Origin of the sequence: Bacillus sp. CR71 (genome assembly GCF_003429245.1) — a bacterium.
GTDB lineage: Bacteria > Bacillota > Bacilli > Bacillales > Bacillaceae_G > Bacillus_A > Bacillus_A thuringiensis_S.
On the sequence record NZ_CP031748.1, the window covers coordinates 4,542,994 to 4,569,533 of the forward strand.

Here is a 26,540-nt window from a genome sequence, read left to right on the forward strand (position 1 = left end):
TTTATACCTTATTCAAATAAAAAACCTCTTCCTAGATAAATAGGAAAAGGTTATTTTTCATCCGTTTCATTTTCTTGACAATTTTTACAAATCCCATGGAATGTTAAACGATGATCTTTCACCTTAAAGCTCCAGTCTCGTTCTACTTTCCTTTCCACTTCACCAAGTAAATCTTCTTGTATTTCTTGTACAGCACCACATTGTGTACAAATCAAATGATGGTGAAAACGCTGCGCACCTTCTTGGCGTAAGTCATAGCGTGAAACACCGTCTCCGAAGTTAATCTTATCGACAACTTTTAACTCAGATAATAGTTCTAAAGTTCGATAGACGGTTGCTAATCCGATCTCTGGCGACTTTTCTTTTACAAGGAGGTAAACATCTTCTGCGCTTAAATGATCTTCTTCATTTTCTAGCAGCACACGAACTGTTGCTTCACGTTGCGGTGTTAATTTATAGCTCGCTGCATGTAATTGCTTCTTAATTCGTTCAATTCTTTCTTCCATTCGGTACTACTCCCTCCTCGCCACTCTTACACCATTATATCAGAAGAAGGGCTTCTGTCAAAAGAAAAACAATAAAAACAAATTGATAATTATTCTCAAAAAATATTTATTTTTTATTAATAGCCTCAACAACTTCTTTCATTAAAACTGGTGATGCGTAAGCCTCCACACTACAAGCCATTGCTAATACTGCTCCAATTACAAGAAAGAAACATGTATACCGGATTAATAATGGTAATAGTGGCTCGGTTATTTTTCTAATAAATTGATGCCTAATCATCCGTAAAGAAAAACTTGCAGCAATGGTTGTCATAATGAGAAAGACTGGAATGATAATTAAATTTTGTGGCAAAACAGATACAAATGCTAATAATAGTCCATTCCATCCATGCTGACTTACTAAAAAACCAACTGTAAATCCAACAACAACTCCTTTTACAAATAATAAAATAAAAATAAGTGGTAATCCAATAATTGAAATCCCTAAAATCCAAATAAATCCGATGTATTTTAATTGCGAAAAGTAACTTTCTCGAAACATTTCGCCCGCAATGGCAAATTCTCCTTTAGAGACTTGTCCAAAAAAACGTTGTAAATAAAATGATAAATCTTGTTTTTGATTGATTTGTAAACTATTCACAAGAATGGCTCCAAATATTACTCCCATCAATAATAAAACAGCGTTAAATATATATAATGAAGAGTTTTCCTGTATGTGAGACATTACACGGTCTTGCCAATTTTTTCGCCACATTTTTCTTCCCTCCGTTCACACTCTTATTAAAAATATATGAAAGAAAGAAAAAAGTATGACGAATTAACATTGAAATTCCGCTCTACTTTGCTAAACTAAAAAGTAGAGAATAGGAGGGATTTCTCTTGAAACCATTATTATTAGATTTTCCAACATTATTTCAAACTGAACGCTTACAAGTTCGTAAACCATTTCCAGGTGATGGTGCAGAAGTATATGAAGCAATCCAAGCTTCTCTAGAAGACTTAGTACCGTGGGTACCAATTAACGCTGAAACAGAAGAGAGTGCTGAAGAAATTGTTCGCGAAGCTCACGGACAGTTTTTACTTCGTGAAACACTTGATTTTCACTTATACGATAAAGTATCTGGTACATTCATCGGAGCAATTACACTAAAACCTGAAAACTGGGATATTCCAAAGTTTTCACTTCACTTCTGGTTGCATAGCGATTATACAAAACAAGGCTATATGACTGAAGCTGTTAAAGGCGCTATCCAATTCGCCTTTGATAAACTAGGCGCTAGAAGAATTGAAATTCGTACTGATGCAACAAATATAAATGCATGTAGCTTAGCAGAACGTTTAGAATTCATTCTAGAAGGTACAATGGAAAATGATTTCCTAGCACCAGACGGTAGCTTACGTGATGCACGTGTATATGCAAAAATCAATTAAAAACACTCGCCTTTGGCGAGTGTTTATTTTTGTAGTTGTAAATATTGTACTGCAAACATCGTCTTCGCATCATGAATACGAAGATTTTTCATAAGAGTAATCGCTTCTTCTAACGATACTTCCATTAATTCCACAAACTCATCTTCATCTAACTCAGCTTTATTTTCTTTTTTTGTCAAACCTGTCGCTTTATATACATATAAAATTTCATCTGCGAATCCTGGAGATGTATAGAAAGAAGTAATAAGCTCCATATTTTCACATACATATCCTGTTTCCTCTTCTAATTCACGAACTGCTGTTACCTCTGGTTTTTCACCAGGCTCTAACTTGCCGGCTGGAATTTCTATAATCGCCTTTTCAAGCGCTTTACGATACTGCTCAACAAGCACAATTTTCCCCTCATCTGTAATAGCAATAATCGCAACTGCACCAGGGTGATTTACAATTTCACGTTTACTCATTTCTCCATTTGGTAATACTACATCATCAACACGAACTTTTATAACTCTACCATCAAAAATCGGCTCAGTTTTTACTGTTCTCTCTGTAAGATTACTCATACTACTTCATCTCCCTGTTCTATTTCCTATTCTTTCTTCATACATTTTACCACATTGAAAGGAGCGTGATAGAAATGAAAGTTTATATTTTACCAAATCGCATCACGTTAGTCGGAAAAGCATGGCAAATTCGCCATAAGCTAAAACAATATAGCAAAGAGTATACAACTGTACAAGAGTGGATTACAGCAAATAAAATGAAACATTAATCCATTAAGCTCACATTAATTATGCTTTTACGGGCAGTTAATGCAAAGCGAAAAGGAAACGTTTGTCAACCTCTTTTCCCTCTCGTACAATAAAGGTAAGGAGGTTGACCTATGAAAAAACGTCAATTAGGAAACTCAGATTTATTTGTTACAGAAATGGGCCTTGGCTGTATGTCTCTCGGTACATCTGAAACAGAGGCTATGCGTATTGTCGATGAAGCAATCGATTTAGGAATTAATTTTTTTGATACAGCAGATTTATATGATTACGGATTAAATGAAGAATTTGTTGGAAAAGCCTTGAAGGGGAAACGAGACAAAATTGTTCTTACAACGAAGGTTGGAAATCGTTGGACAGAAGAAAAAAACGGCTGGTCTTGGGACCCTTCTAAAGCTTACATAAAGGCTGAAGTAAAAGAAAGTTTACGTAGACTTCAAACTGATTATATTGACCTTTACCAACTTCATGGCGGAACGATTGAAGATCCAATAGATGAAACAATTGAAGCTTTTGAAGAATTGAAAAAAGAAGGTATTATCCGCCATTACGGTATTTCTTCTATACGTCCAAATGTAATCCGTGAATATGCAAAACGCTCAAACATCGTTAGTGTACTAATGGAATATAGCCTTTTAAATCGTCGTCCAGAAGAATGGTTCCCGCTTCTGAATGAATACCAAATTAGCATCATTGCTCGCGGACCACTTGCAAAAGGAATTTTAACTGATAACAATGCAAGAAAAATAGAAAGAGTAAAGGAAAAGGATTACCTCTCTTATTCTTACGATGAATTACATACAACTCTAGCGAGTGTAAAAGAAACGATTGGAGAAAGCTCTTTAACAGGAACAGCTATTCAATATTGCTTACATAATAAGACTGTTGCAGCTGTTATACCTGGCGCAAGCTCTCTTCAACAATTGCAGGAAAATATACGAGCTAGCCAACAGTTACCTTTAACTAAAGAAGAATATGTACAACTTCAAAAAATTGTTAAATATGACACATATGCTTTGCATCGTTAAAAATATCGAATTACCGATAAACAGAAGACTGTCTCCTTTATTAGGAGACAGTCTTTTTTATAACGTATCATATTTATCAGGATTTGTGCCTACATGTAAATCGCGATTCAACGTGTTAATTTGATTTATCTCTTCTTCAGTTAGTGAGAAATCAAAAATAGTAAAGTTTTCTTTAATACGAGATGGTGTAACAGATTTAGGAATTGTAACAATCCCGCTTTGAATATCCCATCTTAATATAACTTGCGCAGGTGTTTTTTCATATTTGTTAGCAATAGCCTGAATGATTGGATGCTGAAATACTTCTCCGCCCCTCATTAACGGACTCCACGCTTCCATTTGGATTTGCTCACCTTGACAATGATTACGCAATTCAAATTGCGTTAACATCGGATGAAGTTCTACTTGGTTCACCATCGGCTTCACTTTGCAATTTGGTAATAACAATTCTAAATGATGTTTATGAAAATTAGAAACACCAATCGCACGCACTTTACCTTCTTCATATAATTTTTCTAACGCTCGGTACGTATCCACATACTTCCCTCTTACTGGCCAATGTATTAAATATAAATCTACATAGTCCATTTGTAATTTCTTTAAGCTTTTTTCAAACGCCTCGAGTGTCTCCTCGTATCCTTGATCGTCATTCCAAACTTTTGTTGTAATAAATAGGTCTTCTCTTGGAATTCCTGATTCACGAATCGCTTCTCCGACACCGCTTTCATTTTCATACACAGTTGCTGTATCAATCGAACGGTATCCAACTTCTAACGCTGTTTTTACTGCTTGTTTTACTTCGTCGCCTTCTTTTGCTTTATAAACGCCTAGACCAATCATCGGCATTTTCACGCCATTATGAAGTGTAGTTGTTGGAATATACACAGTCGTCTCCCTTTCATTGTTACATTTTTTTATAAGCCACAACTTTATTTCAACAAGATTCATCCCAAAAGTCAAAACATACGTACAGTTTACATAACACTTTTATATAGCTAAAAAATAACGTGAACTCATTTATTCACGTTATTTTCTCTCCATTCTTTCGCTTTTTCATCCACATTGCGCACAAACTCATTTTTCCCTTCCGTATATAACGTGCCATCATATGTATACTTTTCGGCCAATTCTTTCTTTAAGGTTGCATATGCCTCTGCTTCTTCACAATGAGCCATCATATAATCACGAAATGCTAAATGCCTTACTATCTCTGGATTTCCTTTTTCAAACACGTGTAAATGATACAAACGTTTTTCTTCCGTTCCATGGATAAAAAATCGGCGTCCTGAAATACCATTTTCCCCTTTTACGATGTAACCAAGCTCTATAAATCGTTCATTCCACCTATCTACCCTTTCAATACTTTCTACTTCCATGATCATATCAATAATAGGTTTAGCTGCCAGTCCTGGCACTGACGTACTTCCAATATGATGAATTTTCACCGTTTCTGGCATCGCTGTTTTTAATCTTTCAGCCTCCATTTGAAATTTTTCACTCCAATGATTTTCATGCGGAACAACTACAATTTTCCTCATAATAACTCCCCTTTTCTTACAAGCTCGTCAAAAAATGATCAGTGAATTTCACTGATCATTTTTTTATTATTTAAAGTCTTTCCAAGTAAGGTTACTTTCACTTAGCAGTTCTTCAAATGATTTATTCTTTTCACGTTCTTTTTGTTCTTTGCGCTTTCTTTCCAGTTCAGCTGCCTCTTTTTCCTCTTCTCTCACTTGCAACTCTTTCTTCTTACTCTTTAATTGTTGCATGAGTGAATCATTTAATTGATCGCCTAATGTAAGTGTTTCTTTCTTTGGTGGATTCACTTGCGATTGTCTTTGCATTTGTCTTTGTTTCTTTTTCTTCATGCTACTCACCTTTTACTTTTTTCTCCATTATAGTAGATACACGATGCAATCGACAATAAAAAAGGGTCTTTACTCTATTATCCATTTTTTGTAAATATGTTAATTTTTCGAAAAGACTAAATTTTTATGTAGCTATAATCCTATGAATCTATTAAAATTATGTCGTATGATGTCAGATTATAAAAAAGGAGAAATGAACTATGTGGAAAAAAATTATTCCTGCCGTTGCTGTTTTAAGCACTATTACTTTTTCAAGCGTATTTGCCGCTCCCCCATCTCAGAATCCAGCTGAACAAAACCGCTACATAGACGTACAAATGCTTGGTATTAATGATTTCCATGGACAACTAGATACTGTTAAAAAAATTAATAATAAAGAAGCTGGTGGCGCTGATTACTTAGCTACTTATTTAAAAGAACGTAAAAAACAAAACCCTAATACACTTCTCGTACATGCTGGTGATATCGTCGGAGCTAGTCCACCAGTTTCAGCATTATTACAGGATGAACCGACGATTGAATTTTTAAATGATTTAAAATTTGATGTTGGTACAATCGGAAACCATGAATTTGATGAAGGCATTGATGAAATGAAACGCCTCATTTACGGTGGATATCATGAAAAAACAGGGAATTTCAAAGGGGCTAACTTCCCCTATGTAGCTGCTAACTTCTATAACAAATCAACTGGCCGCTTATTTTTACCACCATTTACTGTAAAAATGGTAGATGGTGTTCCTGTAGGATTCATTGGTGTTGTTACAACTGATACACCAAATGTCGTTATGCCTACGATGCTTAAAAATGTACAAATTACTGATGAAGTAGAAGCAATTAATAAATCAACACAACAATTAAAACGCCTCGGCGTTAAATCTATCGTCGTTCTTGCTCATGTCGGTGGAACAACCGATGAGTCTGGGGTAACAAATGGCGACCTTACTCGAATTGCAAATGAAACAGACCCAGAAGTTGATGTTATTTTCGGTGGACATAGTCATACGTATGTAAATGGTACAGTAAATAATAAGCTAATTGTCCAAGCAAATTCTTACGGCACGGCTTTCTCAGACGTGGATGTAACAATTGATCGTAAAACAAAGGATATTATAAAGAAAAAAGCTGAAGTTGTTACAACGTATCATGAAGGTGTAGAACCTGATAAACAAGTAAAGAAAAAACTAGATCAATATAAAGAAAAAATCGCACCACTTGTAAATGAAGTGGTCGGAAAATCTACAGCATCTATCGACCGTAAACAAAATGATGCTGGTGAGTCCACTCTTGGAAATTTAGTTGCCGATGCTCAGCGTCAAACGATGCAAACTCAAATCGCCCTCATGAATCCTGGTGGCATTCGTAATGACTTAGATGCTGGTGATATTACGTGGGGTGAGTTATACGGCATTCAACCTTTTGGAAATCAATTGATTAAAGTAGATTTAACAGGTCAAGACATTCGCGATATTTTAAATCAGCAATGGCAAAAAGGAACAACAAGAATGCTTCAAATTTCAGGTATTCAATATGCGTGGGATGCAAATAAACCAAACGGTGAAAAAGTTACAAATATACGTTTAACAAACGGAGAAGAATTATCTCCATCTAAAACGTATAGCGTAGTTGCAAATGCTTTCTTAGCTTCTGGCGGTGACGGATTCATATCATTTAAAAATGGTAAAAATGCAGAAACTGGTCCAAACGACTTTGAAGCGTTAGTCGATTACGTAAAACAATTAAAAGAACCAATTCAGCCAGTTATTGATGGAAGAATCCAAAAAGTAAATTAAGTGTTTCTCTAATAAGAAATTTCATTTTTCACGCCATAAAAGATTTGCACTAATCCTGTATTTATACGTAATATGCATCATAAAAAGGATACTCGTTCTTCCAATGAACATAGTATCCTTTTCTTTAGTTATCAAAATGTGATGTTTTGTTAAATTCATATTGCTGTAAAAATTGTTGCAACGCCTCTTCTACAATTTTAGATTTTTGAATTCCTTTCGATTCTGATATAAGGTCCAATCTTGCTAATATTTCTGTATTAATAGAAAAGGTGCGTCTCTTTTTCTCTGTACTTTTACTCATAATTGGTGCAATTACTTCTTCTCTTCTTCTTAATAATTCATAAATACTTTGTAATTGCTCATAAATTAATAATTGATAATCTGTTTTCTCATATTGAAGGGCGGTCGCTTCTTGGAGTTGTAAGTGACGTGGTTCTTCTCCATCTCCTACAAAAATACGTTTCTTCTGCTCTCCATCATATTCGTATCCAATCAATCTTAATTTCTTCGATAATGTATACGGGCTTATTTCAAGACGTTTTGCTATAATAGCGATGGATTCACGCCTATTTAAACCATCTATAATTTCTCCAATCGTCACAATTTCCCTCCTCCCGTGTTGAAATGACACTAGTATGGTATGTTACAATGATTTTCTAACAGTATATGCAAAATGAATAGCCTGTGCGATTCATACGATTTCACAAAAGGAGGTTTTCAATATGCTTTTGCGTAGCTATACCCCTCAGTTCTATACTGAAAACAAACAACTCATTCCTAATAGTATCGCTACGATAGAAAGCGTTATGATTAATAATCGAAAACAAACTCTCCTTATGCGTGGGCAAAACGTAGAGCAGCCTATTTTATTATGCTGCCATGGTGGACCCGGCATGGCACAAATCGGATTTATTCGTCATTTTCAAAAAGAATTAGAGAAGCACTTTATTGTTATTAATTGGGATCAGCGCGGGGCAGGTAAATCTTTTTCAATGAAAGATTTCGGAGCAAATTTTACAATCGAACAATTCGTTTCCGATGCAAAAGAAGTGATTCAATATGCACTTAAAAGGTTCAACAAACAAAAACTATTTCTCGCTGGTCATTCTTGGGGAAGTATTATTGGGCTTAACATAGCACATCAATATCCAAAGTATATCGAGGCTTACATCGGTATTGGGCAAATTGTACATATGAAACAAAATGAAGAATTGCTATATCAACATTTAATTAGTTCTGCAAAAAAACATGATCATAAAAAAGCATTAGCTTCCCTTTTAAAATTAGGAAAACCACCATTTTTAGATATGAGACGTCTTATTATTCAAAGAAAGTGGCTTGGCACATTCGGAGGAGCAATCCAAAACGGATCTTCCTTTTCTTTCATACGAAAAGGTTTCTTTTCTCCTGAATATACGCTATTAGATTGGTTCAAGTTTCTCGCAGGAAATTTAAAATCTGGCGTTTTATGGGAAGAAATGCTGACAATCGATTTCTTTTCTTCTATCTCAAGTTTATCTATTCCAGTTTATTTTTGTTCTGGTCGCTATGATTATCAAACTCCTTATGCACTCGTTCAGGAATATTGCGATATTATTGAAGCGCCTATAAAAAAAATGATTTGGTTCCCAAATTCAGCACATTCTCCTGATCTAGAAGAACCAGAATTATTCGCCAATTCTTTGCAATCAATTAAACAAGAGCTAGCTTTTCAGCATTAGTAACAAAAGGCTCTTTTACATTTCATAGAAAACATTTTATAATAATATGTCGCAAGTATGTATAAACATAGCAAAATGTTTCATATTTACTTGTCTTAACAGAATAAAAATTTAGGGAGATTACATTTATTATGAACGCTGTACTCGTCGCAGTAGCAATTATGCTATTGCTTAGTTTGTTACGTGTCCAGGTCATTGTCGCCATCATTGTTGGAGCTTTAACAGGCGGAATTATCGGCGGACTCGGTATTTCAGAAACGATTAACACTTTTACAACTGGTCTTGGAAACAGTGCTCCAATCGCTTTAAGTTATGCAATGCTTGGTGGTTTCGCTATTTCCCTTTCCAAAACAGGACTTCCAGATGCTATGATTCAAACTGCATTAAAATGGATTGGCAATGAACAAGACACGAAAAAACAAGTTTATTCTAAAATACTTATTTTATTCATTATTTTAACGATGGCTTGTTTCTCACAAAATGTGATTCCTGTTCACATTGCTTTCATCCCCATCTTAATTCCAGCACTTTTAAAAGTATTAAATGAGCTGAAAGTGGATCGAAGACTTGTCACGTGTATTATTACATTTGGATTAATTACTCCTTATATGTGGATCCCTGCAGGGTTCGGAAAAATTTATCATGACGTATTGCAAACCAACGCTGCGCAAAGCGGTCTTACATTTGATGTCACACTTATTCCAAAAGCAATGACTATTCCAGCACTCGGTATGATTATTGGATTATGTGTAGCGGTATTCATTACGTACCGAAAACCTCGTACGTATGAAACAGAACAAATTCATACTACCGAAAATGAGATCGTTCCCTATACAAAACGTAGCATTACTTTCGGGTTATTATCTATCATTGCTACATTAACTGTTCAATTAACAACAGAATCAATGATTTTCGGTGCTTTAGCAGGTATTATCGTCTTATCAGTAAGTGGTAGTCTACCACTTAAAGAAGCAGATGCGATATTAACAAGCGGAATGCGTATGATGTCCTTTATTGGCTTTGTTATGATTGCTGCCGCTGGATTCGGCGCTGTTCTTCGAAAAACAGGACATGTTGAATCTCTGGTGCAAACGAGTGCACATATAATCGGAAATAACAAACCACTCGCTGCATTTCTTATGCTTGTTATTGGACTTCTCGTTACGATGGGAATTGGTTCATCCTTTTCAACCATCCCTATCTTAACAACAATTTTTGTACCTCTGTGCATTCAGCTTGGATTTAGTCCGATGGCTACAATTGCAATTATTGGTACAGCCGGAGCGCTAGGTGACGCAGGATCTCCAGCATCAGATAGTACCCTCGGACCAACATCCGGTTTAAATGCTGATGGTCAGCACCATCATATATGGGATACATGTGTACCCACTTTTCTACATTACAATATACCGTTACTTATATTTGGCTTTATTGCCGCAATTACATTATAAAAAGGTGCGTATAAAACGCACCTTTTACTTTTTTATTTTTCCTTTTAATTGTTGAAAAGCTACTTTTCCGTTATCTTTGACATAGCTTTCAATTGCCGGTAGTGATGAACCTATCCATTCACACTCTATGCTCCCATTCGGTCCAACAATTTTTAATTTATCTGGTACATGTATATTTACAAATCTTGCTGACCGAATTAACTCAATAGCAATCTGATCACTTGAGGTTACAATTCCATCTATATACGGATTGTTTCGCAATAATGTAATAAACTGTTTATTTGTATACCCTTGTACACATTCTTCTCGATAAGAGATTCCTTCATCCCAAACAGTATCTAAAAAACCTGCTATATGATCTTCCATTTCTTCACTTTCTTCTCCCTCACCGAAATATGCAAGAAAGTGACACCCTTTCTCTTTTAATAAAGAAACAGCCCTCTGTCCACTTTCATAATAATTTCCATGTGATTGTTGCTCATCAATCACAACAAACGGAAATGGAATTTCTCCTATACTTTTAAAAACGGATTTTGTTAAAATAACACCTGCAACGTTATTCTCCTTCAACATATATATGTATCTATCTTTATTCTCTATATTACAAACAATGATTTGATATCCTTCTTTATATGCTATTTCCTCAATACAATGTAGCAAAGTGATGTTTGATGGGTCATATAGATTATCTACAAGTAATGCAATTATCGTTGAATTCTCTTTAAATAGTGGCTTCGCTGCACTGTTTGGCCTATAACGTAATTCTTCAATTGCTTCCTTTACTTGTTTTACTGTGTCCTCATGAACATATCCTTTTTCATTAATAACTCGTGAAACGGTTGCGACTGAAACACCTGCCAATTTTGCAACATCACGTATAGTTGCCACATCGTCACCCCTTAATATGGTAATAGATTACAATTTTACGGTAACTTAAATTACACTATCCGTCAAGATTAATAACTCATATTTCTGAAAATTGTTACATCATTTCACTAAACGATACTCCAACTGAATTTCATGTAAAATTGGGATATTATCATATCCAATACGTGGAATTTCTTTCTTTATTTTTCGTGCCTCCTCTACCGCATTCACATATAAATTAGTCATTACAAAATTACGTTTTTGGTAAAATCGTAACGCATTCATATTATCATTTGTTGTAATAAGACAAACCTGCCTGCACCGTTCTTCTTCTGCAACTTGCAATACACAATCCACAAGCTTCTTCCCTATTCCTTTTCTTTCTTCAATACTATCTAACGATATAATTTCACACATATTTCCAGTCACTTCATACGTTATAATTCCGATTATTCTGTCATTAGAAAACGCAACAAATCCTGGCAACTCTTCTAATTGATGCCCCTTACCACGTGAAACCATCAATGAACTTCCCCAGTTCTCACACATAAACATTCGAATTGTTTCTTTCATCGTTGGCGTAATTTTTTGTATATGCACCATTTCCTATTTCTCCCCTTTTATATCATTGTGATACAATATAAGTGTATCACATGTAACGGTATTTGGAGGATGAGGTAAAGTATGAAACGTTTTTTTGCAGCATTGTTTACTGTACTAGGTGCGATAACAGCCCTTGGGATTTTCTTTACAAATAAAGTGATGTATTTAAAGAAAAAAACAGAGGAAGAAGTACTCGAAAGAGAAACGAAAAAACATTTTCGTATAGAAGATTTTGATGCTCTTCATAAAGAAGAAATTCATATTCCTTCACAATTCGGATATGATCTTCACGGCTATTACATTCCTGCTGGTCATTCCAATAAGTTTATGATTTTTTGTCACGGCGTAACTGTAAATAAAATGAACTCTGTAAAATATGCAAGGTTATTTTTAAACAGAGGGTATAATGTCGTTATTTATGATCATCGTCGTCATGGTAAAACTGGCGGAAAAACAACAAGCTATGGATACTATGAAAAACATGATTTAAAATCTGTAGTTGACTGGCTAAAAAGTCGCTTTGGAACAAATATAACACTCGGTATTCATGGTGAATCTATGGGAGCTGCAACACTTCTTCAATACGCAGGACTTGTAGAAGATGGTGCTGATTTCTATATTGCAGATTGTCCTTTCTCTGATTTTCACGGACAATTACAGCACCGTTTAAAGGTTGAATTCCATTTACCAAAATGGCCTTTATTACCTTTAGCAAATGCTTTTTTAAAAGTGCGTGACGGTTATACGATTCGCGAAGTTTCACCAATTGATTGTATAAAAAATATTAACAATCCCGTCCTCTTTATTCATAGTAAAGATGATGATTATATTTTAGCTGATATGACGAAATCACTATATGAAGCAAAAGAAAACAATAAACAACTTTATATTGCAGAACGTGGTGCACACGCTTGCTCTTATAACGAAAATAAAGAAGAGTACGAAGCAGCCATCGATCAATTTTTAAACACATATGTGAAAGAAACAAAAAACAGGCTTGCATAAGCCTGTTTTTTTATTGCGCTAAAACGTCTGTAACTTGTTCCATATTTTCAGAAATCCATTGCATTGCATCATCTAACGTTGGGAATTCTGTCGTTTGAAATGTTACTTCATCTTGAAGTAACCAAACATCCTTTGCCTCTTGCCCTACACCTGCAATGGACCAATGTAACAAACTATATGGATGATTATCATTCAAAAATGATGCCCACGTGCGCTCATTTGCAATGTTTCGTAATGTATGTAATTGTTTATCCATCTCTCGTCACCTTACTCTAGTCAGTTATGAAAACTATTATAACACTCTCTTCTTTCTCAAACAAAGTGCTCTTTTTATATTGTCAAGCACTTCCCTTGATTATATGATGAAATTAAGCGTTTGGGAAGGAGGGATAACGTTGGCAAAAGTACAAATTAAAGTAAATGATAATGGCTCTTTTCGCGTTACAGGGGACGTGGAATTAGTCGACTCACAAGGGAATGTATTCCCAGCAAAACCGGCATTTTCTTTATGCCGTTGTGGTTTATCAAAAAATATGCCTTATTGCGACGCTTCGCATAAAGGTAAATTCGAGTCTGTTGTTAGAGCACCAGAGGCAGAATAATTTTACATGTGACATGCACATTTTTTTGTGCATGTTTTTTCTTTTTAGCAACTCCGTTATATCCCTTCTCCTTACAACATTTCTAATACTTTTATTTCCATTCCAGCCCACATATATTTTCACACAATTCTTCACATTCGAATATTTTTTACTAGCCTTTTATTTTTTTTGTGCTATAATTTGAGCAAACAGCATCCTTCGGGGTCGGGTGAAATTCCCAACCGGCGGTGATGAAGTGAAAACTTCTAAGTCCGTGACCCGTTTTCAACTCGAAAACGGTGGATCTAGTGAAACTCTAGGGCCGACAGTATAGTCTGGATGGGAGAAGGATATGTTTCTAGTTTTTTATATAGTGAATACACTTTTATTTCAGTATGCATATTTTTAAAGATTCATTTTGATTCTTTATATATGTTTAATTTTCTATACTTATTTTTTATACTGAAATAAAAAGAGACAACTAGCGTTTAAAAATTCGATATTTTGCTAGGTTTTTTCCTTATGCAGAAATATCAATTATCGTTAGGTTTCTTTCCTATGCTTTCGTATTCAAACTATATTTCTAGAAATCACGTCTCCCAAACCCCAAGGATATTAAATCCTTGGGGTTTTTTGATTTTTTTAGGAGAGGTGAAGAAAATGACAGATCAAGAATATATGAGGATTGCCCTGCAGTTAGCAGAAGGAACATCAGGACAAACAAGTCCAAATCCTATGGTTGGTGCTGTTGTTGTAAAAGATGGAAACATCGTTGGTATGGGGGCTCATTTACGAGCTGGTGAAGAACACGCAGAAGTTCATGCCCTTCAAATGGCTGGTCAGAACGCCAAAGACGCTACCGTTTATGTAACACTGGAACCGTGTAGCCACTTTGGAAAAACACCACCTTGTTGTGAATTGCTCATCGAAAAAGGAGTTAAGCGTGTGGTAATTGCTACTCTCGATTGTAATCCGCTCGTTTCTGGTAACGGAAAAAGAAGATTAGAGGAAGCTAGAATTGAAGTAACTACCGGTGTTCTTGAAGCAGAAGCAGTTTTATTAAATCGCTACTTTTTTCACTACATGAAAATGAAACGCCCTTTTGTAACAATCAAAACAGCGATGAGCTTAGATGGAAAAACAGCAACTGTAACTGGTGAAAGTAAGTGGATTACAGGTGAAGAAGCACGTGCTGATGTTCACCAATATCGCCATACACATGATGCAATTCTTGTTGGAGTGAATACAGTTATAGCTGATAATCCTCATTTAACAACAAGAATTCCAAATGGTGGGAAACATCCTATTCGCGTTGTTTTAGATACCCATTTACGAACGCCACCATCTTCTCATGTTATAACAGATGGTTTAGCACCGACATGGATTATTGTCGGTAAGGATGTAAAGAAAGAGAAGATATCTTCTTATAATTCTAAAAATATAGCTATATTCCAAATGGAAACGAAGCATATAGAAATCGAGGACCTTCTTTCCTTTCTTGGAGAGAAACAAATTCTTTCTCTATTCGTTGAAGGTGGCCAATCAATTCATGCAAGTTTCTTAAAAACAAACAATTTCAATGAAATTGTAACCTATATAAGCCCGAAATTAATTGGTGGAAAAGATGCTCCTACTTTATTTGGAGGAAATGGTTTTTCAAAATTACAAGATGCGCTTTCCTTGAAAATTCAAGAGATGAAACAAATTGGTGATGATATAAAAATCGTTGCGAATGCCCGAAACGAGGTGACGGAATGTTTACAGGAATTGTAGAAGAATTAGGAACGATAGCAAACATGCAACAAAGCGGAGAAGCGATGAAATTAACGATTGATGCAAAGAAAATTTTATCAGATGTTCACTTAGGTGATAGTATCGCGGTTAACGGTATTTGCTTAACTGTAACAAACTTTACAACTACTTCATTTACAGTTGATGCAATGCCTGAAACGATGCAGTCGACATCGCTTCGCATGCTTAAACCCCACTCTAAAGTAAATTTAGAGCGGGCAATGTCTGCAAATGGAAGATTCGGTGGACATTTCGTTTCAGGACATATTGATGGCATCGGAACGATTTTAACTAAAAAACAACATTACAATGCCGTCTATTATAAAATAGCAATTTCTGATAAATTGCTACACTATTGTTTGCATAAAGGGTCCATTGCTGTTGATGGAACGAGTTTAACGATATTTGATATAGACGAAGCTTCCATAACGATTTCACTCATCCCGCACACAGTAAGCGAATCTGTCATTGGAGAAAAAAATGCCGGAGATATCGTAAATATTGAGTGTGACATGATTGGTAAATATATCGAACGCTTTATTACTAAACCTGCAAAACGAGTAGGTTCAATGACCGAAAGTTTTTTACAAGAAAACGGATTTCTATAAGGGGGAAGCACAATGTTTCATCGTATTGAAGAAGCTCTAGAAGATTTAAAACAAGGTAAAGTCGTTATCGTATGTGATGATGAAAACCGAGAAAATGAAGGCGACTTTATTGCTTTAGCAGAGTACATTACACCGGAAACAATTAATTTTATGATTACACATGGTCGTGGTCTCGTTTGTGTACCGATTACGGAAGGATACGCAGAACGTCTACAATTAGAACCAATGGTATCTCATAATACAGATTCACATCATACTGCGTTTACAGTGAGCATTGACCATGTTTCTACAACAACAGGGATTAGCGCTCACGAACGTGCAACTACGATACAAGAATTGTTAAATCCCGCATCAAAAGGCACTGATTTCAATCGACCTGGACATATCTTTCCATTAATTGCGAAAGAAGGCGGTGTCCTGCGTCGTGCAGGTCATACAGAAGCTGCTGTTGATTTAGCAAAGCTATGCGGTGCCGAACCAGCTGGAGTTATTTGCGAGATTATAAATGAGGACGGCACGATGGCACGTGTACCTGATTTAATAGAATGCGCAAAACAATTTGATATAAAAATGATTACAATAGAAGATTTAATTGCTTACCGCCGCCATCATGAAACACTTGTGACGAGAGAGGTGGAAATTACATTACCTACAGATTTCGGTACTTTCCACGCAATTGGCTATTCTAACTCATTAGATACGAAAGAACATATCGCACTTGTAAAAGGTGATATTTCAATAGGTGAACCGGTACTTGTGCGTGTTCATTCTGAATGCTTAACAGGAGATGTATTCGGTTCACATCGCTGCGATTGCGGACCACAACTCCATGCAGCACTTGCTCAAATTGAGCGTGAAGGAAAAGGTGTTCTTCTTTATATGAGACAAGAAGGAAGAGGCATTGGGCTTCTTAATAAGCTTCGTGCTTATAAATTACAAGAAGAAGGATTCGATACTGTAGAAGCAAATGAAAAACTCGGCTTCCCTGCTGATCTTCGTGATTACGGTATCGGTGCACAAATATTAAAAGATTTAGGTTTACAAAGTTTACGATTATTAACGAATAACCCAAGAAAAATTGCTGGCTTACAAGGTTACGATTTAGAAGTAGTCGAGCGTGTACCGTTGCAAATGCCAGCAAAAGAAGAGAATAAATCGTATTTACAAACGAAAGTAAACAAATTAGGACACTTACTAAACTTATAATTAAAGGAGAGATTTATTATGGTATTCGAAGGTCATTTGGTTGGTACAGGATTAAAAGTTGGAGTTGTTGTTGGACGTTTTAATGAATTTATTACAAGTAAGTTACTTGGCGGCGCTTTAGACGGATTAAAGCGTCACGGTGTAGAAGAAAATGATATTGATGTTGCTTGGGTTCCTGGTGCATTTGAAATTCCTTTAATCGCTAAAAAGATGGCTAGTAGCGGAAAGTATGATGCTGTTATTACATTAGGTACTGTAATCCGAGGTGCTACAACTCACTACGATTACGTTTGTAATGAAGTAGCAAAAGGTGTTGCGTCTTTATCACTACAAATGGACATCCCAGTTATTTTCGGCGTATTAACGACAGAAACAATTGAACAAGCGATTGAACGCGCAGGTACGAAAGCTGGTAATAAAGGATATGAATCAGCTGTTGCTGCAATTGAAATGGCTCACTTATCAAAACAATGGGCATAAAAAAAGAGGCTGCGGCCTCTTTTTATTTTTTCACCTTTTTTTGTACATCTTTTATTAATTCATTCATCGTTTTTCCTTCTGTTTTTATATGAAGAGCTTGTGCTGTTCTCCATACATTCTCTCTTTTTTTCGCTTCTTCTATAATAGTAATTTCTTTTCTAACTTCCTTTAAATCTTTTCCTTCCGTTTTCAATCCAAAATGTTCAGCTTTCGTTCGAAAGTGTTGTTCGATTCTTTGTTGCATCTCTTTTTGTTCAGGATTTTCAGCAGCCTTAACTGGATCAGAACTTATTGCTTTTATTAAAATTAAACAAGTCATAATCGCTAATATGTATTTGTACATGTAAAATCCTCCAACCCAATATAAATTACATATTTACTATGTACAACTAGGGCTTGGAAAATTCGTCCACAAAAATTCTTTTTTTCGCTCAAAAACCAATAATACCAAGCGTTCACAACTATTTATTACATTTTATTTACAAAAAAAGCAAACCCTTTTACAAGTTTGCTTTTTCATCTATCTTATAATGCACATTCTTCAATCTCAAATCCTAAATCTGCAATCATACCCCAGTCCGCAGTCGGCTCTTGTCCAGCTGTCGTTAAGTAGTCCCCGACAAAAATAGAATTTGCTGCAAATAAACCGATTGGCTGTACAGAACGTAAATTGATTTCACGTCCTCCTGAAATACGAATTTCTTTTGTTGGGTTTACAAAACGCATCATTGCCAGTACTTTTAAACATTCTACTGGCGTTAACTCTTTTTGCCCTTCAAGAGGTGTCCCCTTTACAGCAACAAGGAAATTACAAGGGATAGAATCTGCATCTATACGTTGTAATTCAAATGCAATTTCAGCACGCTCTTCAATTGTTTCTCCCATGCCAAAAATCGCTCCAGAGCATGGTGAAATACCAGCTTGTTTCGCTTTTTGAACTGTATCAACACGATCATCATACGTATGCGTTGAACAAATACTATCGTAATTATTTGCATGTGTATTTAAGTTGTGGTTATAACGATGCACGCCTGCTTCCGCTAAACGTCCTGCTTGATCTTCATTTAAGAAACCTAAACAACAACAAATCTTCAAGTCTGTCGTTTCACGAATTTCCTTAACTGCTCCAATTACGTGATTTACCTCTTTATCCGTCGGACGACGACCAGACGCTACAATACAATATGTACCTGCTTTACGGCGTATTGCTTCATGTGCCCCTTCTACAATTTTCTCCTGCGTTAACCATGCATATTTATCAATTGGTGCTTCTGAAATAATAGACTGTGAGCAATATCCACAATCTTCAGGACATAATCCAGATTTCGTATTAATAATCATATTCAATTTTACTTTCTTACCAAAGTGATGATGGCGAATAATGTAAGCTGCATTCATAATTTCTAAAACTTCTGTATCATCAGCTTCTAATATCGCTATTGCATCTTCTTTCGTAATCATCTTTTCTTCCACTACGTCGTATGCAAGTTTTTTCCAATCCCTTTTTGTTTGTACTTGTTTCATTTCATCTCTTCCCCTCTTTTGTTATATGCATAAATAAAGCATGATACGTTGCCATTATCCCTTCATTTCCCGTGAAGTCTCTTTCGTATATGCGCAGCATCGCACGAAAGAGTGAGGGACTTTGACAATATGATCCTTCATTGCTATTAGTTGCTCCTACTTTTCGAATAGAATGCAAAAACTCCTTAACTTCTGTAAAACTCTCTATGTAACATGTTTCAGAAACATGCACATCCCCTGTTTCTATCTTACATATATGAAGCAACTGATCTTTTGAATAAAAACGTTGACCAATCGATGTTTCATTTTTTATATTTCTTTCTTCTTTCGCACGTTGGAACGAAGCATGCAATTCTTGAAATGTTTCATGTCCAAACGTTGAAAAGAGTAATATGCCATCTATAGACAAATGTTGAAATAAATTTCTTAACACTTGTTGTAAATTATTTAACCATTGAAATGTAGCATTTGAAATAATGACATCATATGATTCTTCTAATCGTAATCGCTCAATATCTTCACAGTGAAACGTTACATTTTTTACATTTTGTCTAGTTTGCGCAATCGCAATCATACTTTCAGCAAAATCAACTGCTGTAATATGTGCTTTCGGAAATAACTTTGATAATTGTTCTGTTACATACCCCGTCCCGCATCCCAGTTCTAAAATACGTATTGATGCCGTTTCACTATATCGTTCCTTTAAGATTGAAAGTAATGAATGTGCCATCTTTTTTTGTACATTTGCATATCGATCGTAAGATACGGCTGCCCCATTAAACCGTTTTTGTAGTAACGTTTTGTTGATCATGTCGTATCCCCTCTACAAATTGAATTATCTCATTTGCACAATATTCAAAATTCGTTACACATAATGCATGCCCTGCTTCACTTACTACTTTCAGCTCGCTGCTGCTATTCTCCGTCATACTACGTGCCGCAGACAATGGGCATATTACATCCTGTTCTCCGTGAATAAGTAGTATAGGTACTTTAATTTCTTTTAGTTCTTCTCTCATATCTGTTTCTATTAAATAATCTAAACCTAGTTGTAAAGACTGAATAGAATCACCTTTAAAACGGTCTACAATGTCTTCAAAGTTTTTATTCTCTTTTAGCTCATCTTTCGTAAACATATTTTCATAAAACCGCTTGAGCGTATCTTCTTTCCTTCTCGCCAAATTTCTTTTCAGCCGTTCTACATGCAAAGCATTCCATCCGTTACTGTAATCGCTCGTACTTGTAAATTTAGCAGTACCACCAATTAATACGATGCCTTTTGCCTTAATCTTTTTATAAGCTTCAACTGCTGCTAACGCCCCTAGTGACCATCCAACTAAAATTACGTTGTCATTATGCGCTACATCTATAATTCGTTCCGCAAATTCACTTCGTTCTTTCACATTACGCCAATCTATGCATTGAACAGGATATCCTTTAAAATACGGAATTACTAAATCCCAAATATTCTCTTCCATTCCCCATCCGGGAATAAAAATAATCTTTAGCTCGTTCATACGAAAATCTCCTCTTCTTTCGCAATGTGAATAATTCGATCAATAGCCCATTTTAAATCAGCTATTGTATGTTGCGATGTAACTGCAAAGCGAATTCGAGAACTATGAACCGGCACAGTTGGCGGACGAATTGCAATAGCCGCAATCCCTGCCTCTTGCAACCTTTTACTAAACTGTAAAGCATGTTCATTTGAACCGACTACAATCGGTACAATATGAGTTGAACTATTCCCAATATCAAAACCAGCATCCCTTAATTTAGTTCTGAAGTATTCTCCATTTGCTATAAGGTTCTCTCTTCTTTCGTTATCTTCTTTTACAATTTCAATTGCTTTTTGCACCGCTCCTAACGTACTTGGTGGTAAAGCTGTAGTAAAAATAAAGCTTCTCATCATATTTTGTAAATACTCTATATAAATTTCATCACCTGTCAAATACGCACCATAACACCCTAAAGCCTTGCTAAACGTCCCCATATGTATATCAATTTTTTGAGAAAGATTTTTTTCTATGTGAGATAATCCAGCTCCGCCGATTCCATATATTCCACTCGCATGTGCTTCATCGACTATAATGATTGCTCCGTATTTCTCTTTCAGTTGTACTAAATCTCTCAAATACGCAGTATCACCATCCATACTAAAAACGGTATCTGTTACGATTAATTTCCTCTTTTCAGGCGAAGCCATTTTCAAAAGCTTCTCTAAATGATCCAAATCATTATGACGATACCTTTTATGCTCTGCCCCGCTTAATATGATTCCATCAACAATACTTGCGTGATTTAACTTATCACTAAAAACAATATCGTGCCGAGAGGCTAAAGAAGATATGGCACCTATATTTGCCGTATACCCACTATTTACAATTAAAGCTCTTTCAGTACCTTTCCAGTCACATATGCTTCTCTCAACCTCTTCATATAATGGATGATTTCCTACAACGAGACGAGAGGCAGTCGCTCCAGTTCCATATCTTTTTGTACAGGCAATAGCAGCTTCTTTTAACCTTTCATCTCCAGCTAACCCTAAATAATTATTTGACGCTAAATTTAACATCCTTTTTTTATCTCGAATAAGCCAAGTCTCTTCTGCCTGCTCTGTTACATATAAATTTCGATACTGCCCTTGCTTATGTAATTGTTGTAATTTAGATTGAAGGTGCGCCCGCCACGTTTGATTCATTTTGGATAAACTCCTCTAATTTTGAAATCATAATATATTCTTTTGCAGATTCCAATACTTCTTCTTTCGTAAACTCACCTTCAAAGAATGGTAATAATCCTAAAACTGGTACCCCGCTCAACTCTTCAATCATCTCTTTATTTTCTTGCACTCTTTCCATTTCACATTCTTTGCAACCTGATAAAATGACACCCGCTACGGTTAAGCCATGCGCCTTTGCGTAAGCAATCGTTAACACTGTATGATTTACTGTTCCTAATGTAGGACGAGCTACTACAATAAGAGGCAACTGTAATTCTTTTGCAAAATCAATTACTAAAGCATCTTCTGTATATGGGACAGCAAGCCCACCTGCTCCTTCTACAAATAAGCTATTAAACTCTTTTAATAGTTCATTATAGTAATCAGTAATTTCTTTTAACTTTACTACTCTTCCAGCTCTTTTCATGGCAAGTCTCGGAGCAAGTGGTTCTTCAATAGAATAAGGGCAAATTTCATTTTCTTGTGTCGGTACACCTGATAATACTTTTAACCTTGCCGCATCTCCCTCAGGGTTTGATGCAACATGCCCACTTTGCAACGGTTTATATACCCCTACGTTATATCCTAATTCTCTAAATACACCTGCTATAGCACCTGCAACTACTGTTTTTCCAACTTCAGTATCAGTTGCTGTTATGAAAAAACCACTCATTATTCTCCCTCCGTAACATCCGAGATTGCCTTATATAAGATGCGTAACATATCATCAATCTCTTCAAAAGTAGAAGCAAGTGGCGGCATAAATACAATCGTGTTACCTAGCGGTCGTAAAATCATACCTAGCTCTCTTGAGCGTTTACATACTTGAACACCGACTCTTTCTGTCCAGTCAAAAGCTTCTTTCGTTTCCTTATTCTTCACAAGCTCGATACCAGCCATTAATCCGCACTGACGAATATCACCTACATGTTTATACGCAAAGAGCTTTTCTAATTGCGCTGCCACATAATCCGTTTTACGTGCCACTTCTTCTATTAAATTTGTTTTTTCATATAGTTCTAGATTCGCGATTGCTACGGCACACCCTAACGGATTGCCTGTATAGCTATGTCCATGGAAAAATGTTTTTTGTTCTTCATATTCTCCTAAGAAGGCATTATATATTTCATCTGTCGTTACGGTAACTGCAATTGGTAAATATCCACCTGTTAAACCTTTACCAGCAGTTAAAATGTCTGGCGTCACATTTTCATGTTCACACGCAAACATTTTCCCTGTACGCCCAAATCCAGTCGCTACCTCATCTGTAATAAATAATACATTGTACTTTGTACATAAATCGCGCAGTCCTTTTAAATATCCTTTTGGCATTGTAATCATTCCACCAGCACCTTGCATTAATGGCTCTACAATGATGGCAGCTACTTCTTCATGCTTTTCTTTCAACAATTCTTCCATTTCTGCTAAATGGCTTTTTACAATTTCCTCCTTATTATTTCCGTAAGGAGAACGATATGTATATGGATACGGCATTTTAATCGCATCAAATAAGAGCGAACTATACACTTGGTGAAACAAGTCTATTGCCCCTACTGAAACAGCTCCAATTGTATCACCGTGATATGCTTCTTTTAATGTAACGAATCTTTGTTTCTTTGGTTTCCCTTTATGCTGCCAATATTGGAAAGCCATCTTAATTGCAATTTCAACAGCGGTAGAACCTGAATCAGAATAGAATACCTTCTTCAATCCATCTGGTACAACCTCAATAATTTTTTCTGCTAATAAAATAGATGGAACGTTAGCAAGTCCTAACATAGTAGAATGAGCAATTTTATTTAATTGCTCACGAATTGCTTCATCTAATTCCGGTACTTGATGTCCGTGAACATTTAACCATATAGATGAAACACCATCCCAATATTCATTACCATTTACATCGTATAGCTTTCTTCCCTCTCCACGTTCAATAATGACAGGATCTTCTTCTAAATAATCTTTCATTTGTGTAAATGGGTGCCATACGTAAGCTTTATTTTTCTCTGCTAATTCTTCATATGTATAAGATGATTTTTCAATCGTTCTACTATTTATTGTCACAACTGTCACTCCTAATGTTAACTTGTTTATAAATATAGTTAACATTAAATCCGAATGACTGTCAATTATTTTAAAATCAAATAGTTCTTAAAAAAGAACAACTTATCATACGATAAGTTGTTCTACTTTCCATGCTGTATCTTTCCAATTTCTAAAATAATTTCTTCATCTTTTTTTCCCTCTGTATCAATTCCAAGTTGTTTAGCGTGCTCAATTAATAAATCATGACGCTTCTCAAACCTAGCGGTATTTACTTCTTTCGTAACCTCTTCTTTTGTTTTCCCCTCAGTAGAAACTCCTAGTTTCTCTGCTGCTTTTTCCATTGATTTCTTCTCTTCTATTTCTTTTACTTTCTTCACTTCTGACTGTTGTATTTGTTTTTGTTTCAACTGCTCTGATTCAGCCGCAAAAGCTGTGTAAATTCCAGCACTTCCGCCAACGACTAGTAAGGTGGTAAAAAGAATTATTTTTTTCTTCACTCTTTCCTCCCCTTTCAAATTCATTATAACGTACAAAATTAGAGCTTTAAAACAATTCTCCTTTATTTCCCTAAAAAAACATTTAATATTTTTATTGACATTTAAGATGAAAATGTGATAAAAATTTAACTAACATCATATGAATCGGCGATGATAGGATTTAGTAGTATTTCGATTTCTGATTTCAGAGAGCTGGTGGTCGGTGCGAACCAGTACAGAGCGAATTATGAATTACCCCCTGGAGCTTCTTTTACGAAACGTGAGGAGTAGTGAAAGACGGTTATAGACCGTTATGTCTAAAGAGTGGTGAAACGACACTGTTTCACAATTTAGGGTGGTACCGCGAATTTTTCGTCCCTGCATATATTGCAGGGGCGTTTTTTATTTTATAAGCGCATATCATATGACCCTTTATTTTGTGATACATTCATTTCACAAGCTAGGGTGGTACCGCGATTTCTTCGTCCCTGCATAATTATATGCAGGGACGTTTTTTTATCCAATCATTTCCGCATCATATAGAAGAACCAACAATTACCGGTAATTTGTCACAAAATTCTAAAATTTAGAAGGAAATATACAATATTGGCGAATTTTATATAAAAAAGAGCTATTTCACATTACTTAGGAGGGGAAAACAATGGTTTCAAAAATTGAGTCTGTTCTTTTAACAATTTTTATCTTTTTCTGTATTGGTTTTAGTGTTATTCAATTAGAAGTTTCACCACACATCCCAATTTTATTTGGTATCGTTCTTTTATTAGCATTTGGATTCCTGAAGAAAATCTCTTGGTCTACTATGGAGAAAGGGATGATTAGTAGTATTTCAGCTGGTATTCCATCTATATTTATTTTCTTACTTGTAGGCGTATTAATTAGCGTTTGGATCGCAGCTGGAACTATTCCGACTTTAATGGTATACGGCTTCCAACTTGTATCTCCAAAAATTTTCGTTCCAACTGTTTTTGTTGTTTGTGCAATTGTTGGAACGAGTATCGGTAGTGCATTTACAACTGCTGCAACTGTAGGACTTGCCTTTATGGGAATGGGTACTGCCCTTGGATACGATCCAGCTCTTATTGCTGGGGCAATTATTTCTGGGGCATTCTTCGGAGATAAAATGTCTCCTTTATCTGATACAACAAACTTAGCGCCTGCTGTAACGGGTGTAGATTTATTTGAACATATTCGTAACATGCTTTGGACAACAGTGCCAGCTTTCATTATTGCTTTTATCGCATTTTTCATTTTAGGAAGCGGATCTGGTGGAAACGTTGATTTCTCAGCATTTATTAACACATTAGAAAAAAATGCAACGATTTCTATCGTTACACTGATTCCTATTTTATTACTGTTCCTATTCGCATTTAAAAAGGTACCCGCAGTTCCAACATTACTTGCAGGAATTGTGGTAGGGATTATTATTCTCTTTATTTTTAAACCTAGCACTTCTTTAGCTGATTTAATAAAAATTATGCAAGACGGTTACGTTTCTAAAACTGGTATCAAAGATATTGATAGCTTATTATCTCGCGGTGGCCTGCAAAGTATGATGATGTCAATTGCTCTTATTTTCCTAGCTCTTTGTATGGGAGGATTATTACAAGGAATGGGTATTATAGCGCAGCTGATGAATATTATCTCTAGCTTCGTAAAAACTAGTACACGCTTAATTATTTCTACTGCTTCAACTGCAATTGGTGTAAACTTCTTACTCGGTGAGCAGTACTTATCCATCGTTTTAACAGGACAAGCATTTGCTAATAAATACGATGAAGTCGGTTTAGAACGTCGTAATTTATCACGAGTATTAGAAGATGCTGGTACAGTAATTAATCCACTCGTACCATGGGGTGTAAGTGGCGTATTCTTAACAAACGTTCTTAGCGTTCCAACATTCGATTACCTGCCATACGCAATCTTCTGTTTAGCGTGTCCAGTCGTAACCATTATCGTCGGCTTTACTGGATTCGGTCTTTCATGGAAAAAAGAAAAAGCAGTACCAGTTTCATAATATAACAAAAAGGATTACCAAATTGGTAATCCTT

General features: G+C 35.7%; 31 protein-coding genes, 1 riboswitch and 1 other annotated feature. Of the genes, 13 read left to right on the plus strand and 18 right to left on the minus strand.

Annotation, left to right across the window (positions count from 1 at the left end; genetic code table 11):
- Positions 1-50: 50 nt before the first annotated feature.
- Both DOS87_RS22700 and spoIIM read right to left on the minus strand, forming a co-directional pair.
- On the minus strand, positions 51-506 hold the full coding sequence (locus tag DOS87_RS22700) for a ferric iron uptake transcriptional regulator (protein ID WP_000392657.1): 456 nt from the start codon (positions 504-506) through the stop codon (positions 51-53).
- 106 nt (positions 507-612) lie between these two features.
- Positions 613-1,230 (minus strand): stage II sporulation protein M, encoded by a 618-nt coding sequence (spoIIM, locus tag DOS87_RS22705; protein WP_223308695.1) that lies wholly within the window; start codon positions 1,228-1,230, stop codon positions 613-615.
- A gap of 155 nt (positions 1,231-1,385) precedes the next feature.
- On the opposite strand from spoIIM, the gene DOS87_RS22710 reads away from it, so the two are divergent.
- Positions 1,386-1,937 (plus strand): GNAT family N-acetyltransferase, encoded by a 552-nt coding sequence (locus DOS87_RS22710; RefSeq protein ID WP_000803497.1) that lies wholly within the window; start codon positions 1,386-1,388, stop codon positions 1,935-1,937.
- A gap of 23 nt (positions 1,938-1,960) precedes the next feature.
- Here DOS87_RS22710 and DOS87_RS22715 read toward each other — a convergent pair whose 3' ends face one another.
- Positions 1,961-2,500: an NUDIX domain-containing protein gene (locus DOS87_RS22715; protein WP_000067931.1), complete on the minus strand. Its 540-nt coding sequence runs from the start codon at positions 2,498-2,500 to the stop codon at positions 1,961-1,963.
- 74 nt (positions 2,501-2,574) lie between these two features.
- On the opposite strand from DOS87_RS22715, the gene mciZ reads away from it, so the two are divergent.
- Positions 2,575-2,709 (plus strand): Z-ring formation inhibitor MciZ, encoded by a 135-nt coding sequence (gene mciZ, locus DOS87_RS22720; protein ID WP_000870291.1) that lies wholly within the window; start codon positions 2,575-2,577, stop codon positions 2,707-2,709.
- Between the two features lie 111 nt (positions 2,710-2,820).
- Positions 2,821-3,735, plus strand: a complete 915-nt coding sequence (locus DOS87_RS22725) for an aldo/keto reductase (RefSeq protein WP_000747233.1) — start codon at positions 2,821-2,823, stop codon at positions 3,733-3,735.
- 57 nt (positions 3,736-3,792) lie between these two features.
- Here DOS87_RS22725 and DOS87_RS22730 read toward each other — a convergent pair whose 3' ends face one another.
- The 3 genes from DOS87_RS22730 to DOS87_RS22740 all read right to left on the minus strand — a co-directional run bounded on the left by DOS87_RS22730 (position 3,793) and on the right by DOS87_RS22740 (position 5,603).
- Positions 3,793-4,620, minus strand: a complete 828-nt coding sequence (locus DOS87_RS22730; RefSeq protein WP_000275862.1) for an aldo/keto reductase — start codon at positions 4,618-4,620, stop codon at positions 3,793-3,795.
- Between the two features lie 128 nt (positions 4,621-4,748).
- On the minus strand, positions 4,749-5,273 hold the full coding sequence (locus DOS87_RS22735) for a GrpB family protein (protein ID WP_001227184.1): 525 nt from the start codon (positions 5,271-5,273) through the stop codon (positions 4,749-4,751).
- A gap of 66 nt (positions 5,274-5,339) precedes the next feature.
- Positions 5,340-5,603 (minus strand): YqkE family protein, encoded by a 264-nt coding sequence (locus tag DOS87_RS22740; RefSeq protein WP_000727553.1) that lies wholly within the window; start codon positions 5,601-5,603, stop codon positions 5,340-5,342.
- 200 nt (positions 5,604-5,803) lie between these two features.
- Between DOS87_RS22740 and DOS87_RS22745 the strand changes: the two genes are divergently transcribed.
- Positions 5,804-7,393, plus strand: coding sequence for a bifunctional metallophosphatase/5'-nucleotidase (locus DOS87_RS22745; RefSeq protein WP_000265545.1), 1,590 nt, complete (start codon positions 5,804-5,806; stop codon positions 7,391-7,393).
- A gap of 124 nt (positions 7,394-7,517) precedes the next feature.
- Here the strand turns inward: DOS87_RS22745 and DOS87_RS22750 are convergent, their stop codons facing one another.
- A complete protein-coding gene (locus DOS87_RS22750; RefSeq protein ID WP_000151934.1) occupies positions 7,518-7,994 on the minus strand; it encodes a ribbon-helix-helix domain-containing protein in 477 nt (158 codons plus the stop codon).
- A 121-nt stretch (positions 7,995-8,115) separates the two neighbouring features.
- Between DOS87_RS22750 and DOS87_RS22755 the strand changes: the two genes are divergently transcribed.
- Both DOS87_RS22755 and DOS87_RS22760 read left to right on the plus strand, forming a co-directional pair.
- Entirely contained in the window at positions 8,116-9,114 is a 999-nt protein-coding gene (locus DOS87_RS22755; protein WP_000926820.1) for an alpha/beta fold hydrolase, read from the plus strand.
- 131 nt (positions 9,115-9,245) lie between these two features.
- Positions 9,246-10,565 (plus strand): Na+/H+ antiporter family protein, encoded by a 1,320-nt coding sequence (locus tag DOS87_RS22760; RefSeq protein ID WP_000994811.1) that lies wholly within the window; start codon positions 9,246-9,248, stop codon positions 10,563-10,565.
- A gap of 24 nt (positions 10,566-10,589) precedes the next feature.
- Here DOS87_RS22760 and DOS87_RS22765 read toward each other — a convergent pair whose 3' ends face one another.
- Entirely contained in the window at positions 10,590-11,453 is an 864-nt protein-coding gene (locus DOS87_RS22765; RefSeq protein WP_000201358.1) for a LacI family DNA-binding transcriptional regulator, read from the minus strand.
- Positions 11,454-11,552: 99 nt separating this feature from the next.
- Positions 11,553-12,035 carry a GNAT family N-acetyltransferase gene (locus DOS87_RS22770; protein ID WP_000233419.1) on the minus strand — a complete coding sequence of 161 codons (483 nt, stop codon included), beginning with the start codon at positions 12,033-12,035 and terminating at the stop codon, positions 11,553-11,555.
- Positions 12,036-12,116: 81 nt separating this feature from the next.
- Here DOS87_RS22770 and DOS87_RS22775 point away from each other — a divergent pair, with 81 nt between their 5' ends.
- On the plus strand, positions 12,117-13,040 hold the full coding sequence (locus DOS87_RS22775) for an alpha/beta hydrolase (RefSeq protein WP_000819241.1): 924 nt from the start codon (positions 12,117-12,119) through the stop codon (positions 13,038-13,040).
- 10 nt (positions 13,041-13,050) lie between these two features.
- Here the strand turns inward: DOS87_RS22775 and DOS87_RS22780 are convergent, their stop codons facing one another.
- The gene (locus DOS87_RS22780; protein WP_000360793.1) at positions 13,051-13,296 is read right to left on the minus strand and encodes a DUF2552 family protein; all 246 of its coding nucleotides are present in this window, start codon (positions 13,294-13,296) and stop codon (positions 13,051-13,053) included.
- 139 nt (positions 13,297-13,435) lie between these two features.
- Between DOS87_RS22780 and DOS87_RS22785 the strand changes: the two genes are divergently transcribed.
- The 5 genes from DOS87_RS22785 (at position 13,436) to ribH (ending at position 17,706) form a co-directional block, all read left to right on the plus strand.
- Positions 13,436-13,642 carry a CDGSH iron-sulfur domain-containing protein gene (locus DOS87_RS22785; protein ID WP_001151582.1) on the plus strand — a complete coding sequence of 69 codons (207 nt, stop codon included), beginning with the start codon at positions 13,436-13,438 and terminating at the stop codon, positions 13,640-13,642.
- A 190-nt stretch (positions 13,643-13,832) separates the two neighbouring features.
- A riboswitch (FMN riboswitch) is annotated at positions 13,833-13,976 on the plus strand.
- A 305-nt stretch (positions 13,977-14,281) separates the two neighbouring features.
- Positions 14,282-15,394, plus strand: coding sequence for a bifunctional diaminohydroxyphosphoribosylaminopyrimidine deaminase/5-amino-6-(5-phosphoribosylamino)uracil reductase RibD (gene ribD / locus DOS87_RS22790; RefSeq protein ID WP_042595623.1), 1,113 nt, complete (start codon positions 14,282-14,284; stop codon positions 15,392-15,394).
- Positions 15,376-16,020, plus strand: a complete 645-nt coding sequence (gene ribE / locus DOS87_RS22795) for a riboflavin synthase (RefSeq protein ID WP_079245892.1) — start codon at positions 15,376-15,378, stop codon at positions 16,018-16,020. The genes ribD and ribE overlap by 19 nt, the downstream gene beginning before the upstream one ends.
- Before the next feature lie 12 nt (positions 16,021-16,032).
- A complete protein-coding gene (ribBA, locus tag DOS87_RS22800) occupies positions 16,033-17,226 on the plus strand; it encodes a bifunctional 3,4-dihydroxy-2-butanone 4-phosphate synthase/GTP cyclohydrolase II (RefSeq protein ID WP_000469006.1) in 1,194 nt (397 codons plus the stop codon).
- 18 nt (positions 17,227-17,244) lie between these two features.
- Complete coding sequence (ribH, locus tag DOS87_RS22805; RefSeq protein ID WP_000230895.1) at positions 17,245-17,706, plus strand: 6,7-dimethyl-8-ribityllumazine synthase; 462 nt, start codon at positions 17,245-17,247, stop codon at positions 17,704-17,706.
- A gap of 22 nt (positions 17,707-17,728) precedes the next feature.
- On the opposite strand, the gene DOS87_RS22810 is transcribed toward ribH, so the two are convergent.
- The 8 genes from DOS87_RS22810 to DOS87_RS22845 all read right to left on the minus strand — a co-directional run bounded on the left by DOS87_RS22810 (position 17,729) and on the right by DOS87_RS22845 (position 24,492).
- Entirely contained in the window at positions 17,729-18,049 is a 321-nt protein-coding gene (locus DOS87_RS22810) for a hypothetical protein (protein ID WP_000280032.1), read from the minus strand.
- Positions 18,050-18,231: 182 nt separating this feature from the next.
- On the minus strand, positions 18,232-19,230 hold the full coding sequence (gene bioB / locus DOS87_RS22815; RefSeq protein WP_000815856.1) for a biotin synthase: 999 nt from the start codon (positions 19,228-19,230) through the stop codon (positions 18,232-18,234).
- Position 19,231: 1 nt separating this feature from the next.
- Positions 19,232-20,041: a malonyl-ACP O-methyltransferase BioC gene (gene bioC, locus DOS87_RS22820; RefSeq protein WP_000608912.1), complete on the minus strand. Its 810-nt coding sequence runs from the start codon at positions 20,039-20,041 to the stop codon at positions 19,232-19,234.
- Positions 20,007-20,747, minus strand: a complete 741-nt coding sequence (locus DOS87_RS22825) for an alpha/beta fold hydrolase (RefSeq protein WP_001004158.1) — start codon at positions 20,745-20,747, stop codon at positions 20,007-20,009. The genes bioC and DOS87_RS22825 overlap by 35 nt, the downstream gene beginning before the upstream one ends.
- Positions 20,744-21,931, minus strand: coding sequence for an 8-amino-7-oxononanoate synthase (bioF, locus tag DOS87_RS22830; protein WP_208730127.1), 1,188 nt, complete (start codon positions 21,929-21,931; stop codon positions 20,744-20,746). Before bioF ends, DOS87_RS22825 begins: the two co-directional genes overlap by 4 nt.
- Entirely contained in the window at positions 21,897-22,625 is a 729-nt protein-coding gene (gene bioD / locus DOS87_RS22835) for a dethiobiotin synthase (protein WP_000012478.1), read from the minus strand. The genes bioF and bioD overlap by 35 nt, the downstream gene beginning before the upstream one ends.
- Positions 22,625-24,058 carry an adenosylmethionine--8-amino-7-oxononanoate transaminase gene (bioA, locus tag DOS87_RS22840; RefSeq protein WP_142330559.1) on the minus strand — a complete coding sequence of 478 codons (1,434 nt, stop codon included), beginning with the start codon at positions 24,056-24,058 and terminating at the stop codon, positions 22,625-22,627. The genes bioD and bioA overlap by 1 nt, the downstream gene beginning before the upstream one ends.
- A gap of 77 nt (positions 24,059-24,135) precedes the next feature.
- Entirely contained in the window at positions 24,136-24,492 is a 357-nt protein-coding gene (locus tag DOS87_RS22845; RefSeq protein ID WP_000726908.1) for a hypothetical protein, read from the minus strand.
- 141 nt (positions 24,493-24,633) lie between these two features.
- Positions 24,634-24,854, plus strand: a binding site (T-box leader).
- A 278-nt stretch (positions 24,855-25,132) separates the two neighbouring features.
- Between DOS87_RS22845 and nhaC the strand changes: the two genes are divergently transcribed.
- Positions 25,133-26,506, plus strand: a complete 1,374-nt coding sequence (nhaC, locus tag DOS87_RS22850) for a Na+/H+ antiporter NhaC (protein WP_000253730.1) — start codon at positions 25,133-25,135, stop codon at positions 26,504-26,506.
- The last annotated feature ends 34 nt before the right edge of the window (positions 26,507-26,540 follow it).